General features: G+C 35.9%; 7 protein-coding genes and 1 pseudogene. 1 reads left to right on the plus strand and 7 read right to left on the minus strand.

Annotation, left to right across the window (positions count from 1 at the left end; all coding sequences use genetic code 11):
* Positions 1 to 77: 77 nt before the first annotated feature.
* The 5 genes and pseudogenes from AAC601_RS02940 to AAC601_RS02960 all read right to left on the minus strand — a co-directional run bounded on the left by AAC601_RS02940 (position 78) and on the right by AAC601_RS02960 (position 7,574).
* A pseudogene (locus AAC601_RS02940) lies at positions 78 to 949 on the minus strand (sterol desaturase family protein).
* Between the two features lie 119 nt (positions 950 to 1,068).
* Positions 1,069 to 2,658 (minus strand): acyl-CoA carboxylase subunit beta, encoded by a 1,590-nt coding sequence (locus tag AAC601_RS02945; RefSeq protein ID WP_303268115.1) that lies wholly within the window; start codon positions 2,656 to 2,658, stop codon positions 1,069 to 1,071.
* Positions 2,659 to 2,799: 141 nt separating this feature from the next.
* Positions 2,800 to 5,112 carry an OmpA family protein gene (locus AAC601_RS02950; protein WP_303268116.1) on the minus strand — a complete coding sequence of 771 codons (2,313 nt, stop codon included), beginning with the start codon at positions 5,110 to 5,112 and terminating at the stop codon, positions 2,800 to 2,802.
* A 165-nt stretch (positions 5,113 to 5,277) separates the two neighbouring features.
* Positions 5,278 to 6,522 (minus strand): M48 family metallopeptidase, encoded by a 1,245-nt coding sequence (locus tag AAC601_RS02955; protein ID WP_303268117.1) that lies wholly within the window; start codon positions 6,520 to 6,522, stop codon positions 5,278 to 5,280.
* An 8-nt stretch (positions 6,523 to 6,530) separates the two neighbouring features.
* Complete coding sequence (locus AAC601_RS02960; protein WP_303268118.1) at positions 6,531 to 7,574, minus strand: type IX secretion system membrane protein PorP/SprF; 1,044 nt, start codon at positions 7,572 to 7,574, stop codon at positions 6,531 to 6,533.
* Positions 7,575 to 7,830: 256 nt separating this feature from the next.
* Here AAC601_RS02960 and AAC601_RS02965 point away from each other — a divergent pair, with 256 nt between their 5' ends.
* Entirely contained in the window at positions 7,831 to 12,978 is a 5,148-nt protein-coding gene (locus AAC601_RS02965; RefSeq protein WP_340152438.1) for a PKD domain-containing protein, read from the plus strand.
* A gap of 12 nt (positions 12,979 to 12,990) precedes the next feature.
* Here the strand turns inward: AAC601_RS02965 and AAC601_RS02970 are convergent, their stop codons facing one another.
* Entirely contained in the window at positions 12,991 to 13,413 is a 423-nt protein-coding gene (locus AAC601_RS02970; protein ID WP_303268120.1) for a thioesterase family protein, read from the minus strand.
* Positions 13,400 to 16,195: a triple tyrosine motif-containing protein gene (locus AAC601_RS02975; RefSeq protein ID WP_303268121.1), complete on the minus strand. Its 2,796-nt coding sequence runs from the start codon at positions 16,193 to 16,195 to the stop codon at positions 13,400 to 13,402. Before AAC601_RS02975 ends, AAC601_RS02970 begins: the two co-directional genes overlap by 14 nt.
* Positions 16,196 to 16,233: the final 38 nt, after the last annotated feature.

Consider the following 16,233-nt stretch of genomic DNA (forward strand, 5'->3'; position numbering starts at 1 on the left):
TTTTCGGATTGCAATGTTACGGAAATGTCCGTAATTGCGCAATAGAAAATGAATGAATTAATAAATTATTTTTATTTTTATTTTTCCTTTCCACGCTTAAACCCATAGACCAACTGGTCTTTTAAATCACTAGGGAACTTATCCATATCATCAAAACCTAATTTTTCGTCTTTTCCATCTTTTGGGATATAATTGGTTCCGAAAATATAATCCCAAATACTCAATGATATTCCAAAATTGACTCCCGTTTTGGAAGGTATATGCTTGGCATGGTGCCAAATATGCATCTGTGGATTATTGAAGAGATATTTAAAGGGGCCAAGCGGAACGCTAATATTGGAGTGATTAAAGTGACCTATTGCCACAGCAAATAAATGTACTAGCAAAAACTCTTGAATACCAAAGTCGATCATGGCAAGTGGATATACTCTATCGTTCTATATACGATGGTTTCCATCCAGTGGAAACGCAAGTGAGCAGCAAAACCCATTTGTTCAACAGAATGGTGCACTTTATGAAATTCCCATAAAGCGGGCACTCTATGGAGTAATCTGTGGACATTCCAATGAATAAAATCTCTTAAGATGAATAGAGTCAGTAATTGTGCCCAAACAGGCCATGTATTGATTTCTATGGCAACAAGATTTTCGATTCCAAATAGGCTTAGAAAATCATTAAATAAATGTACGAAGACATTGGATATGGCATAGTAGCCTACCAGAGAGAATAGAAAAAAATTGAAAAACATATAGAACGCATCAAGCCAGAAATCTTTTCTGATTTTGGGTTGATCCTTTCTCCAGGGCATGATTAATTACAGGGTATAAAAGAATAGCGATATACCTAGTAACCAATATAGATAATTACCCCAATGTAAATTGAAAACTTCATTGCCCACATAGCGGGCATAGTCTTTAAACGAGTTGATAAATATATCAATGTATTCCATTTATCTTATTTGGCTTCTACAACGAAGATAGACTATGAGCTGTTCACAACTCTGTAACCGATATTACATTCAACTACCTCTTCAGAAATAAAAAAGCCTCCAATTGGAGGCCTTCAAATTTATAATGGAATGTTTCCATGTTTTTTCTTTGGAAGTTTGTCCACTTTGTTTTCCAACATTGAAAAAGCTTTAATTAATTTTTTCCTCGTATTCGAAGGAAGGATCACTTCGTCAATATAACCTCTATGAGCTGCTCTATATGGATTGGCAAATTTCTCAGTATACTCTTCTACTTTTTCTGCTAGTTTGGCTTCTTTATCATCTGCAGCTGCAATTTCTTTACGGAAGATGATTTCAGCGGCACCTTTAGCACCCATTACAGCAATTTCAGCAGTTGGCCATGCATAATTCATATCTGCTCCTATGTGTTTGGAATTCATCACATCATAAGCTCCACCATACGCCTTTCTGGTAATTACTGTGACTCTAGGAACAGTGGCTTCACTGAAAGCATACAATAACTTGGCACCATTCGTGATAATCCCGTTCCATTCCTGATCAGTTCCTGGAAGGAAACCAGGCACATCTTCAAATACTAAGAGTGGAATATTGAAACTATCGCAGAAGCGTACAAACCGAGCGGCTTTTTTACTAGCATCATTATCTAAAACCCCAGCTAAAGAGGCAGGTTGATTTCCTACGATTCCTATGCTTCTTCCAGCTAAATGAGCAAAACCCACCACTATATTTTCAGCATAGTTTTTATGAACTTCAAAAAAACTATTATCATCAACTGTTCCTTCAATCACCTCTCTCATGTCATATGGTTGGTTAGGATTGTCGGGGATTATGTCATTTAACGGTGCTCTGGCTTCATCATCCTTAAGATCATAAGGAACTGAAGGTGCTGGGTCTTCACAATTTTGTGGAACGTAACTAAGTAATTTTTTGATGTTATTGATGCATTCCAATTCATTGGCGCAAGAAAAATGAGTTACACCACTTTTAGTACTATGGGTACTAGCCCCTCCTAATTCTTCGGAAGTTACGTTTTCTTGGGTTACTGTTTTTACAACATTTGGACCTGTGACGAACATATAGCTGGTATTCTCAACCATCATGATAAAGTCAGTCATAGCAGGTGAATAAACTGCTCCACCAGCACAAGGTCCCATGATTGCGGAGATTTGCGGAACTACTCCTGAAGCTCTTACATTTCGATAGAATATATCGGCATAACCACCTAAAGAAACAACTCCTTCTTGAATTCTAGCTCCACCTGAGTCATTTAAACCAATTACCGGAGCCCCATTTTTCGTAGCCATCTCCATTATCTTCACTATTTTTTCTGCATGGGTCTCGGATAGCGAGCCTCCAAAAACGGTGAAATCCTGACTAAAAACGTAAGTTAATCTACCTGAAATAGTTCCGTATCCTGTTACCACACCATCTCCCGGGTAGTGTTGTTTTTCTAATCCGAAATCCTTGCATCGGTGCATAACGAATTTGCCAATTTCTTCAAAAGAACCTTCATCCATTAGTAGATCTATTCTTTCTCTGGCTGTCAATTTTCCTTTTTCGTGCTGGGCTTCTATTCTTGCTTCACCACCACCTTTTAAGGCTTGTTTATTTTTTTCTGCAAGCAGTTCGTTTTTCCCTTTGTTTGTCGGTTTAGTATAAACAGGTTTTTCCATATCGTTTTTTCCCATAGTAGTATCCTAGAATTATAATCTTTCAAAGATAGGATAGGGAAGCTGAAAAACGAATTTTTTGAGGCCAAACTGTAAATTTATGGCACAAAAAAGGCCATCCTATTCAGGATAGCCTTTATGACTCGGTTTTAAGCTTTATTATCTATCTACTTTGTTTAAATCTACTATTTGAACCTCTACTCTTCTATTTTCAGCTGGGTTTTTGGTGTCAGCTTTAGTAGATCCGTAACCTTTAGCAATAATTCTTCTTCTCACCACTCCTTTATAGTTGAAGAAATTAACCACTTCAATTGCTCTTTTATTAGATAATTTGCGGTTAAATTCCGGATCGCCTTCTGCAGAGGCATAGCCTGATATCTGAATACCAAGAGCTTCATTCTCTTGAAGATGCTCATAAATCTCCTGTAGGCTTTGTTTATACTTATCGTCAAAATTAGCAGCTCCTACATCAAAATATATTTTATATATTGGCTCCAGCAATGACTTATCATATTTTGCTTCAGGTTTTTGAGTTTTATCTCTTTTCTGCTTTTTAGCTTCTTCTGTTACGTACATGGTAGGAAGTGAATAGATAGTTTCGCCTTCAACTACTCTACTTTTTAAAGTAGTAGTATCGCTTTCATCATAGTAGTATGTTCTGCTAGCTATTTCCATTTCATCTTCATTGGCCTCGAAATTCACATTTTCGATCGGATTTACTGAATACATCAAATCCATCATATAGTTAAAGGCTGCTGTGTCCTCTGCTGCAATTATGGCGTCCATCATGTCATATACATCCAAACTATCACTCTGAACCAGCATGGCTTCATTGGCTTGCCTTGGTGAATAGGTGCCTTCTTGTTTGGTGTCATAAAAGGCGTTATTCACTGACACTTCCTGTCCCACCACCACATCAAACTGCTTGATCAATTTTAGATTGATTTTTTGATACAGCTCGTAAAAGTAGGTTTGATTGGGAACGTTGATATTCAATGTGTATGGCAAATATCCTTCTGATTCTATGATTAAGTCATAGTTTTTCCCAGGAGGCAAGATAATCAAATAGTTGCCTGTTTTTGGGTCAGGATCGTACACATAATCCACTTTTGTGTTATTTTCATTATCCACCAACTTTATCTTGGTTGGTACTGGTTGTTCGTCTTCGCCAGCTGTAATTTTACCTTTCAACATAGTTAAAGGAATGTTGGCATATTTCTCAGGCATGTCAAAGATATAAATATCTTGACCTCCATAACCACCTTCTCTGTCAGAAGAGAAGTATCCTTTGCTTCCATCAGCTGATAAGGTGAAATAATTATCGTTTAGTGGCGTATTGATTGGGTAGCCCATATTTTCTGGATTTGTCCATTTTCCCCCAAGCACATTTGTTTTGAAAATATCTCGACCTCCCATGGAATTTGAACCATTTGATGTAAAGTACAAAGTTTTCATATCTGGGTGGATAAATGGAGCATCTTCGTCATACTTGGTATTTACTTCCGGTCCAAGGTTTGCAATATTTCCCCATTTTCCGTTTCCAGTATTTTCAGCAACCCAAATATCCATTCCACCATATCCACCAGGTCGGTTACTGGCAAAATATATTTTCTTACCATCGGGCGTAATTGAACCAGTACTTTCCAAATCTCGTGAATTCAGGCCATCGATTGCTGATGGTTGGCTCCAACCATTTCCTTCTTTTCGCATGATGTATAGATTACCTTTGTTTCCAGACCCGATGAAAACCAACATTTGTTGTCCATCGGGAGATATACCAGCCGTGCCAACATTTTCATCAGTTCGGATTTCTATCTTGTTTGGTTCGCCCCAATCTCCTGAGGATTTATAAGTGATATAAACTTCTTCTGCTGACCTACCGGTTCTTGCGTTTGGTCGTAAAGAGGTAAAAGCCATTACTGACTGGTCTGCTGAGACTACAGGATTGTATTCGGTGAACTCAGAATTGATAGGAGGAGCCATTCTTTGTATATTAATATCTTTTTTCTGCCCCATTAACCGTTTAGCATTCTCTACTTGAGTGAGTTCCAAAAGGACTTCTGATCGGATTTTTGCATCACTTTCTCCAAGGCTTTTCAGATACTGATTGTAATACTTACTTGCTTTTTCTAGCATCAAATTTTTGTGAAAAGCTTGAGCCATATAATAAGAAGCATCTTTTGGTAAATTAGAAAAGTCCACTTGCTTTTCTAAATTATTGAATATTGCAGAAGCTTTTAATTGATCAGATGCATTGGGCATTTTTAAGTATGATACACCCAACATATAATTTACGTAAGGCTCATTGGCTCCTAATTCAACTGCTTCGGATAAAGATTTAATGGCGCCTTCGTAATTTTGAATTTTAAAAAGATTTTCACCTCTATAGATTAGGTCATCTATTTTATTCTGTTGGGCAAAAACCATTGTAGAAATGCTTATGAAGAATAATACAATAAGTGATTTTTTCATAATAATATACTTTATAATTATTTTTGGCTTGATTTAGCTTCGATAATACTCTTTCTCAACGTAATTTAATTATTTACTGTTATTTCAAGAAATATAACCATTTAAAGTGGCATTAGTATTATTGTGCCATAAAGATAATTTTTTTCTTTAAAAATAATACAATCCTTATTTGTGCTTATCGATGGCCCTTAGCCTTTGCAACAAAGGAGGATGTGAGTAATGAAAGAATACGTACAGTTTATGTGGTTTTAAATTGCTTAAACTATCAACTGACAGCTTTTTAAGCGCATCTTGCAAGGCATCCCCATTGTAAGTAATTGCAGCAAATTCATCTGCCTGATATTCATGTTTTCGACTAATGAAATTGGAGAATAAAGACAAAACCAAACTGACAGGGGTGTAGATGATCCCGAACGCTATAAAATTTACAGGAAAGCTCAAGTGTTCAGCTCCCAAGGCCTGGCTTAATTCTGGATTAAAAATCATAAATGACATAATTAACAGCATTGCTCCAGTCTGTAATACCCCGCTTATCATTCCTGAAATTGTGTGTTTCTTTTTATTATGTCCAACTTCATGTGCTAAAATAGCAACTAATTCCTCTTCAGTATGCTTTTCAAGCAGTGTGTCAAACAAGACGATTTTCTTTCTTTTTCCAAATCCTGAAAAAAAGGCATTGGCCTTTGACGATCTTTTGGAACCATCCATAATGTAGATATTGTCAATTGGGAATTCAACGGATTTCCCATATGCCATAATTTTTTCTCTTAACGAGCCCTCTTCAAGTGGAATTAATTTATTGAATAGTGGTAAAATCCAGCTGGTATAGAAAAAATTTGCCCCGATCATGAATACAGTAATCACGATCCAAAATATCCACCAAAATGATTGGCCGATCCATGTGATAAGAAAAACCAGTACACTTAATAGTATACCACCTACTATAATGGTTAATAAGTAACTCTTTAATTTGTCTTTCCAGAATAGGGAAGGGGTCATTTTATTAAAACCGAACTTCTCTTCTATCTTGAAAGTGGAATACCACTGCCATGGAATATTCCATATGTCGTTTAAAACATATATGATACCGAAAAAAGCCAAGGTTTGAGTTATGACCGAGCCAAAATATTGTCTTACATAAGAATCTAAATCCCCAAATATGCCTAAAGCTAGTACTAACAGCATTATTACTAAACTTGAAAAGCCGCTCCACAATCCAAATTTCGTGTTCGCTCGCTGATATTGTATTGCTTTTTGATACTTCTCTTCATCAAAAATATCCTGTAAATCAGCAGGTAATTTAGAATTTGCTTTTTTGTAATTTAGTAAATCAACTATAGTATTTAGCGCATAGTCTAAAACTACCACCAAAAGAATGATCGTAAAGAATTGATCTGAGTTAAAAATCATGAGTTAGATTAAAATTTCGGACAAGGTATTACCAATTTGTCAGCTGGTGGTCTCCTGGGATCAGTAAGTGAGAGCACATAAGTGATAGAGATTTCATGAGCACCGCCACTCCTAATTCCCAAATCAGATAAAGTGTAATCAAAACTATAACCAATAGCCAACTTTTCATAAGAGTAACCCACTAATGCTACTAAAGATTCCGATGCCGAAAATCCAGTTGGAGTATTGAACGGTATTCCTCTATACCAAAGGCCAACAACCATAGGCTCAAGCGTGCTGTAAAGGCCTAGGTCTAATTGTTGAAAACTGCCTTGCATCTTAAACTGAGCTGTAGGACTAATACTTCTTTCATCTCCATTTTTAGTAAATCCTTTTCTGTAACCTGTTGGTAATGGGATTCTGTAACCTAGATGAAATGAATGCTTCATGGGCAGTCGGCTCGCATCTCCTAGAATGGATTGATTCGGTTGATTTAAATGAAATACTGAATAGCCCAACCAAAAATTTTCGGAGTAGAGCACTCCACCAAAAGATAGGTCAAAAAATGTTTTGCTAGGTCCGGCAGAAGTCTCTCCGGTTGGATTTTGAAAACTTTGAGTGTCAGGATCCCATTGATCACCAAAGGTTAAATTTCCAAAATTTAAATTTCTATTATAGACTCCAACTTGAACTCCCGGCCTAAAAGTTAGAGTTTCGGTTAGTCTAAGTTGATATGCATATTGTGCACCCACTGATGTAGATCTAAGTCCAACAATGCCTTCCTCATCTCTGGAGATTATTAGTCCCACACCACTTCTTAATCTGTCAAAATAGTGATCAAAATAGGCAGAGTAGGTGACAAAATTAGCATTAATACTTGGCCATTGGTTTCTGTAGTTGATTCCTGCACGGCTCATTTGAGTATTTCCGGCAAAGGCAGGGTTTAGATATAAGGGTGCCGCATAGAATTGAGAAAACTGCGGGTCCTGTGCTTTTATTTCATTTGAACCAATAAAATAAAAACTCAATAGCAATATTATAAATAAACTTCTTCTTTTTAATTTATTTTGCACAACACAAATTTAAATTCAAAATTTTATCGAAAGATAGGAAATTAGATAGAAAGACAGATATTCAAGATAAAAATTTTATTAAATTCTGTTATAAAATTGAAAAACAGTAAATTGTTCCCTTCTTTATCTATTTATTTTTAAATTTCGATTTAATACTTAAAACGATCTTTTTTTTAAAATCATATATTTATAAAAAAAGAAAATTTATCTGATTTGTTTTACGTTATTCAGGTTAAGGTTATCAACGTCCGATTGTATGAAAAGTAGTTTGCTTAAGTTTGTGTTTGTTTTCTTGCTGTGTAGTACCCAAACAGTGTTTTCTCAAGATTTTTCAGAGTCTTTTTGGTTTTTTGGCAATACAAGTGATGCTGTACAATTTGATAAAAACAGTGGCAGACAAGCCTTACTTATTGAAAACCAAGCCACTCCTTTTGGAAACAATGGTACTGCTGTGGCGACAAATGCTGTAGATGGCCAATTGTTGTTTTATACGGATGGCGCTGTAATTTATGGGAAAAACCATTTGGTTTTGCCAGGAGGAAATGCCATCGGTGCTGATAATTCATTAAGACATCCGGTGACAATTGTACCTTCTAATAATCCAAATGATGACATTTTCTTTGTCTATCTAATTAACTCATCTGGTGATTTACAAGTATTAAGCGTTGATATGGCTCTTGGAGAATTTGGAGAAGCAACTGCTTCTCCTCAAGGTACGGGCTTCTCTAATTTGGCTGAATTTGTTAGTTCTTATAGACTTGGGGATAGTTATTTTCTTGTTTTTCAATCCGATAATAGATTGGAAATGGCACAAGTACAAAATGACGGGAGCTTATTAAGTATTGCTGATCATCAAATCTCAGTAGAATTTAGTTTAACTAATGCGAGCTTAAGAGCTCAAGGGAGTGATACTATACAATTTGCTCTATCATCAAATAATGTAAACGGAAGCCCGAAAAATATTGTATTGCTTGATTTAGATGTATCCGATATTTCAAATCCGACATTTCAAAATGAAAATATTCTGCCAAATACAGGAGCTGTAGGTCAATTAATTACTGATTTGGAATGGTCTATAGGAGGTAGAAATTTATACTACAGCCGCAATAATCTAAATACAGGCGAAGGTCGATTAATTCAGTTAAACCTGGATAGTGCAAGCGCTGAAAACATTTTGAATAGACCTGTTTCTTCGCTTGACGCATTGAAAAATGGACCAGATGGAAATTTGTACTTTTTGTATAATAATGGAGCAGAAGAGTTTTTAAGTAGAATAATAAATGCTGATTCAATTCCTGACTCTCTATCAATTGAATGGAATTTACTTAATGGCAATACCTTTGGTCAAGCACGAAATCTACCAAATATTGCACCTCCAGCACTTTTGGATGGTAATGTTGGCTTTGACTGGTATGCGTCAGCACTTAATCAAACGGTTTGTCAAAACAATCCGGTTTCTTTCTTTGCAGATTACGGAAATTTGGATGATATCACCTCCCTTTCTTGGGATTTTGGAAATGGACAAACCTCCGATGCCATAAGCCCGAATGTTATTTATGAAGATCCTGGGCAGTATAATGTGATCTTGACAATAAATGCAGGTGGCAATTTTTTCATAGATTCTGCAGCTGTTACAGTTAATCAATTTGATTCAGAGGTCCAGCTCCAGGATACCACTGTTTGTGAACTGCCATTAGAAAATTATGGCCCAACTCTTTCCGATGGTTCCCAACCTGATGAAGTGGTTTGGATCAATCCTGACCCAGAGAAATTTACTGATAATGGGGATGGAACAGCTACTTTCCAACAGTCTGGGGTTTATTCTGCAGCGGTTACAGTCGGAAATTGCACCATTACAGCCAGTTTTGAGCTCACTCTTTTTGAAGAGCAGAAACAACTAGCTAATTTTTGGTACTTTGGTGATGGCGCAGGAATTGATTTTAATAATGATGCAGGGCCACTGGCGGTCACAGACGGGAATATTGAGGCATCTGAGGGTTGTACGACCGTTTCTGATGATAATGGCGATTTATTGTTTTATACCAATGGTGATGTGATTTGGGATGCTAATCATCAAATAATGGCGAATGGAACGGATTTAGGTGGTGACCCTGATGCTTCGCAGGGCGTCATTGCTGTTGCTCATGGAGCTGATCCTTCTCTATTTTACTTATTCCTTAATGAAGATGTCAGTTCAGGCACCAATATTTTTTCTTATGCTTTGGTCGATCTGAAATTGAATGAAGGCTCTGGAGATGTTGTTTTAAAAGGCAGAAAGATTTACAGTAGAAGTACTGAGAAAGTGGCTGCACAGGGTATTGAAAATACCAATGTTTTGACCCATGAAATTGGAAGTAATAGCTACAGGCTTTATCCAGTAAATGATCAAGGGATAAATGCAGCTGAATTCATTTCTCAGGGAAGCGATTATTTCTCATCTTCATCAGCTAATGGTTATTTGAAATATGCTGCAGGTGGAGATAAAGTGGCACAGGCCTATAACTCGGGAGGTGCTTTTATTGATTACCTAAGAAGGGATAGCACAGGTAATTGGGAGGAAGCTTTACTTGATGTTAACTTTGGAGGGACGGTATATGGAATTGAATTTTCTCCAAGCGCCAATTTATTGTACGCTACCATAAGCAATGGTCAAAATTCATTGTTACTGCAAATTCCTGTAAATGATGACTACACAATTGACCAAATAGAGAATCCTGATAGTGTAACAGTGGCAGATTTGAATTTTGAAGCTGGGGCTATACAAACAGGACCAAATGGGCAAATATACATCGCAGCAAATAATAGCCCTGATGTATTCACTTTAGGATCTCCTGACCAGAGATTTGATCCTGACAATGGAGCGAATTTGGCATCTGCTTTACAGCCCTTTAATTTGGCAGGAAGAAACAGTAGACTGGGGCTCCCTAACTTTGTTCAAAACTTATCCACCCCAGACCAAGAACCTTCAATTAATGTACTAGCTGGTTGTACCTCTGACCCTATAATTTTACAAGGAGTTGGAAAAACAAGTTTTGATCAGTTTAGCTGGACAATTACTCCTGAAGGAAGTTCAAATAGTGTTTATACGTCCAGCAATCAGAATGACACTTTAGATATTAATTTGGACCCTGGAGTGTATGAAGCGTCATTGAGAATTACCAATCAGTGTGGTTATGACGAACTTTTAGTTGAAAATTTTGAATTGTTTGCTAGTCCTGATGTAAGCAATGTAATAACGCCCAGAACCTTTTGTGGGAACAGTCTTACTTTAGGAGAGGATATCGTAGATGAGCCTGGCCATACCTACTTATGGAGTACTGGCGCAACTACTCAGACTATTGACGTGACTGCAACAGGTAATTATACAGTCACTATCATAAGTGCAAATGGTTGTACCTCTACAGCTGAAATTTTTGTAGGGCCGCCTTACGATGTTGATTTAGGGGGTGACAGAACGATTTGTCAAGATGAGAATCTTAGATTAAATGCTGGGGGTAATGCAAATACGTACCGCTGGTTTGTTGACAATGTGCAGCAGTCAGCTTCTGGACAAAATTTTAATGTGAATACAAGTCTTGCAGGAACATTTTTAATTAGAGTTGAAATCCCAGACCCCTTAGATCCTAGCTGTTTCGCAGTAGATGAAATTGAGGTGGTGGTCAATGAAAATCCTATTATAACATTAGGAAATATAATCAATCCTAGTTGCGGAAATGCAGATGGTTCAATTGAAATTACCAATACATCTGGTGGATCGGGAGACTTTACTATTTCATGGTCAGGTGCAACAGCAGTGCCAGATAATGAAACAAATCCGACTAATTTAGAGGCTGGAACTTATAATCTTACAGTTACTGATAATTTAACCAATTGTAGCGCCACTGAAACGGTGGCTTTGACCAATGACGATTTTAATGTAAATGTAAGTCAAACAACTGATTGCGAGCCAAGCAATCAATCTATTGAAGTAATGCTTTCTACAGGTACAGGTACACTTAACCCCGATTACGTATGGGAGATTGTTGATCAATCTGGAAGTGTTATTCAAAATGGATCATTAGCGATAACGCCTTTTACGGTTGGTGGTCTAAGTGAAGGAAGCTTCAGTATTGAAGTAGTAGATCAAAGTGGAACTGGATGCTTGGGAGTTGCTGATTTTAATATAGTTTTACCTGATTCTGTTGTTTTTAATCCTGATGACAACGTATTTGGATGTGGTTCGGGATATGATTTATATGGATATTTGGAAGGCTTGAACAGCAATGCGACTTTTAGCATTTCTCCTAATCCAGCTGATTCATCAAATGTTTCAGCAGGTACTTATGAAGTAACTGCTACTGAAACCTCGCTCTGTCCATCTACTGCAACAATCAATGTTGAATTAAGTCCGCAAGCTAATATTTTAGATATAGAAAACATTATTAATTGTGAAGGCGGTAGGGAGTTAACCGTTATTTTAGATGGGCAAGATCCTAATGACTTTACTTTTAATTGGAGCAATGGGGCTCAAGGCCAAAGTATAGTGGTAAATCAAACAGGGACTTATTCAGTCACTGTAAATCCTCGCGGAAACATTTCATGTGCGGAAGAAATGTCAATTGATGTTAATGAAAATTATGAGCCTTTGCAGGCCGACTTAGTATCTGAATTGAATTGTGATGACGGTACAATTCTCTTAATTGGAAGTGTCAGTGGAGCAAGTGGAAGCTACAATGTAAGCTTAACTAATGCTCAGGGGGTGAACATTCCGACAATAGATAATTCTCAAAATGAACTGGAATGGAATATAACTGAATCAGGTATCTATACGTTCACAGCAAATGATAATGGCCCTGGAGGATGTGATCCAGTAGTCATCACTAGAGAATTAACAGTGCAAGAAGTTTTTCAACCGGAAATTCAAAGTACTTATTTTATTTGCCCAACGGGCTTGGAATCGGAAAGAACAGTAACCTTAGACCCAGGTTCATTTGGAACTTATAGTTGGACACTTCCCGATGGAAGTACTTCTAGCAGCAGTACAATTATTGCAAATGAGCCAGGCGAATATAGAGTGCTATTAACTGCAGCGGGTTGCGAATATGATGTGACCGCAACAGTATTGGAGGATTGCCAACCAAAAGTTTTTGCGCCAGATGCTATTAGACCTGCTAGTTCTGTTGCTCAAAATAGGGCATTCCGCGTCTTCGCTAATGATTATGTTGGGGAATTTCAAATTATTATTTTCAACAGATGGGGGACTATAGTTTATGAATCAAATGATAAGAATTTTGAATGGGACGCTACTGACTTAAATGGTGCGGAAGTACCACAAGGATTATATGCCTATATTATCAATTTCAGAAGTGTTGAAGGTGATAGTAGAACTTATGAACAAAGGGGTGGAGTGAATGTAGTCAGGTAATACATAGCCTGACTACTCTAATTTATTTATGAAAGACTCAGGCATATTTGCTATTTTTCTTTTTTGATAATCAAAAAAAACAATTCCTGTCTTACCTATTGCTGCTAATTTACCGTCAGATTTTGTAAATTTATAAATAAAATCACCACCATATTTATTTAAATCTGTCAGGCCTACCTTTATTAATATATCCTCATGAGCAAATATTTCTGCTTTATAGCTTATGGCAGCATCAGTTTGAATATTTCCTAGTCCCTCAATATTTAGTTCGCTTTCATATCCTAAAGACTTCAGGAATTGAACCCTTGCATCGTGCATAAATGCAAAAATTCTATCATTTCCCACATGACCACCATAATTTAAATCAGTTATTCTAGTTGTAATTTTTGCTGTAAAAAGGTACCTGCTTGGTTCGTCTATTTTAATTCTGCTCATTCTTTTTGTTCTTTTGATTTTTTCTCATTTCGATTATTAATTGTTTACTGCGTGAAGAATTAAAAACAACTAGTAATTTTGAAATACCTCTTTCAATTGGTGTGATAGATAAAGCTAAAACGACATTGATAACAAAAGTATATACAGGCGAATCTTCAATGTATCCTTCTAGATTATTTTCAAGAATCGTGGCTAAAAACTCTAAGAAGAGTATTAAGGTGAGAAAAGTAAAAGTTTTGGTTAAATATGAACTTTGATTGGTGGTATTTAATCGTATAGATATCAATATCAATATACTGAAAAATGCAATTTCTAAGGAATAAAACCACCAAGTTTGCCAATATGGGGGCAATACTTCAAACTCAAAATTAAATTGACTTACTTCATTATTAAGTATAGTTCTGGCTTTAATTTCTAATTTGTAATCACCTGTTGGAATGTATGGAAAGTCAATTTCTCTGCTTTTTGACCAAGATGACCATTCATCCATTAGTCCCTTTACAAAATATTGGTACTCTACGTCTTCAATAAATAAGTATTCCGGGGTGCTTAGAATGACCTTTAAATTGTTCTCCTTGTGATTTAATTTGACAAAATCATCTGATTCGACCCATTTATTTTCAATCATCACCCCATCTATGAAGGTGTTTGGAAATGGATACTCTGTAATTGAGCTAGGATTCCAACGGACCACTCGTTTATTACTGGTGAAAAAAATAGTGGAATCACTTATTTTATTGATGCTTTTGAGTGGTGGAATAATATGCAACCATTTTTTAAGTTGGTCTGATAGCTTTTTATTTAGTATACCCCATTCATCCTTAGCAGACAGAACCCATATATTATTTTCTTGATCTTTTAAAAAATATTTTACCGGCTTAGAGAAAGAAGAGTCAATTTCTAATTCGTTTGAATTTAGCGTGAAGATACCGTCTGATTTTAATAACTTAATTTCACTTTCCTGCTGATATATCAGCATTTCTTCAGAAAAGTTATTGGTAATATCTAACTGTTTAGAGGTTGTTATTTTGTCGTTTTCAATTGTAAAAATTTCTAAAAAATTATTTCCTAAAGCAAATAATTGATCGCCTTGAATAATAATATCATTGAATCTGTTGTCAGAATGCTGTGTTACTTTAAATTCATTTGTAGATAAATCAATACTAAACAATCCAAGTCCATTGGATAGCCATAATCTACTCTTCTCTGGTTCATAAAGAAGTTTTTTGACCATTTTTAGGTTTGAGATTTGTTCTGATGTTTCAGATCTAATTAGGGAAATACCAGTATTACTTCTAGCTATTAACCCAAATTCGGTATCTACTAAGGATTCTACATGTTCCTTAACGTTATTTATTTTTTGGTATTCAAATTTTATTGATTTCAATCTACTTACATCTATAGTTTTAACTACAGATCGATATTGACTTCTAGCAATCTTCTCTCCTTTGTTGCTTATTTTTTTTGTGTTTTTATTAGCGTATTGAATAGAGTCTTTAAGTTGTTGTTCCTTTTCATCCAGCTTTTCCCTCAAGGCTTTAAATCTAATACCCTCATCTCGATATTTTGACCTGAATTTTTTGAGCTCCTCTTTTAAAAATTCTTCCTCCTTAGAATCATCATCAAAACTGAATAGTCCTTCTAAAAATCCGTCAGCATCTTCTTCCTCCGCACGGGGTTGATTAGGTACCGATATTCTTACTTTTTCAACTAGCTTTTTTTGAAGAGTTTCATAATCTTTAACTTCTTTTAGGTAGAATAGCCCTTCCGTAGTCCCAACCCATAAAGTGTCATTTCGAAATAAGGTTACTTCCGGTAAACCTCCGAGCCCAGGATAAAACTGGAAGTCTGAAAAGGGTATGTCCAGAGAGGCCCTTGTTAATCCGTATGGATGTGCTAACCACAATCCGTTTTGGAAATCCATTGTGATGGCATTCACCTCATTTGTAGGTAGTCCATTATAACTTTGAATGGTAGAAATGATTTTTCCCGATTTTTCATTGACCAAAACTACTCCTCCACTTAATGTAGAAATAATTAATTTTTCATCTAAGAATTTACCAGCGAGTGGATAGTTTTCTTTTAGGTATTCATTCAGTTCGGACGAATAGGGATCAAATTCTTTTCCATCAAAAGAGTAAAAGTCACCATTATCATATGCAAAGTATAATTTCTTTAGACCCTTTAGAGAAAACAAGAAATCTGTACTTTCAGGGGCAAATAGATTTAAATCGATCCAAGTCCCGTCTACATTTTCAAGAAGATAGTTACCTTCAAATGCATATAATTTATTTTCAAACGTAAAAATATCTTTGTATCCCAACTGAGATTCGTAAATTTTTAATTTCTTGAAGTCTTGATCAAATGAAATAATTTCTTCATTTACAAGAAGATAGTATTTACTATTTTGTTGTATTAAATCAACTACGTTGGAGGTAATGGGAATAGAAAATACTTGAATAAATTTTGTCTGATGGAAATAATCGTCCTGCTTTTCATATATCCCATCTTTAGCTAATAAAAATGTCCTATTAGCAATCTGTAGAAATTTTAACGGACTACTAGTTATATCGATTTTTAACCAAGAATTTCCGTCAAACTGCAATATTCCTTTCTTATAGGCAACCAGTAATCTACCCTGTTCATCAATTTTAAGGTCGTTGAATTGAAAGTCTTGGGGAGGGATGGGGACGTTAAAATGATTTAAAGGTACGTCTCCGTCTTGAGCGATTAATAATAAGCTATTAAAGGTAATAAATAGGAAGAGATATAGCTTTTGCATTAATTATTTTGGTTTCCAATATTAAATGTAAAGATATT

The organism is uncultured Marivirga sp., assembly GCF_963974845.1.
Classification (GTDB): domain Bacteria; phylum Bacteroidota; class Bacteroidia; order Cytophagales; family Cyclobacteriaceae; genus Marivirga; species Marivirga harenae.

Coding starts and splice junctions, on each gene's coding strand:
- AAC601_RS02965 (WP_340152438.1), top strand. CDS start 7,831: ATGAAAAGTAGTTTGCTTAAGTTTGTGTTTGTTTTCTTGCTGTGTAGT.
- AAC601_RS02955 (WP_303268117.1), bottom strand. CDS start 6,522: ATGATTTTTAACTCAGATCAATTCTTTACGATCATTCTTTTGGTGGTA.
- AAC601_RS02945 (WP_303268115.1), bottom strand. CDS start 2,658: ATGGGAAAAAACGATATGGAAAAACCTGTTTATACTAAACCGACAAAC.
- AAC601_RS02950 (WP_303268116.1), bottom strand. CDS start 5,112: ATGAAAAAATCACTTATTGTATTATTCTTCATAAGCATTTCTACAATG.
- AAC601_RS02975 (WP_303268121.1), bottom strand. CDS start 16,195: ATGCAAAAGCTATATCTCTTCCTATTTATTACCTTTAATAGCTTATTA.
- AAC601_RS02970 (WP_303268120.1), bottom strand. CDS start 13,413: ATGAGCAGAATTAAAATAGACGAACCAAGCAGGTACCTTTTTACAGCA.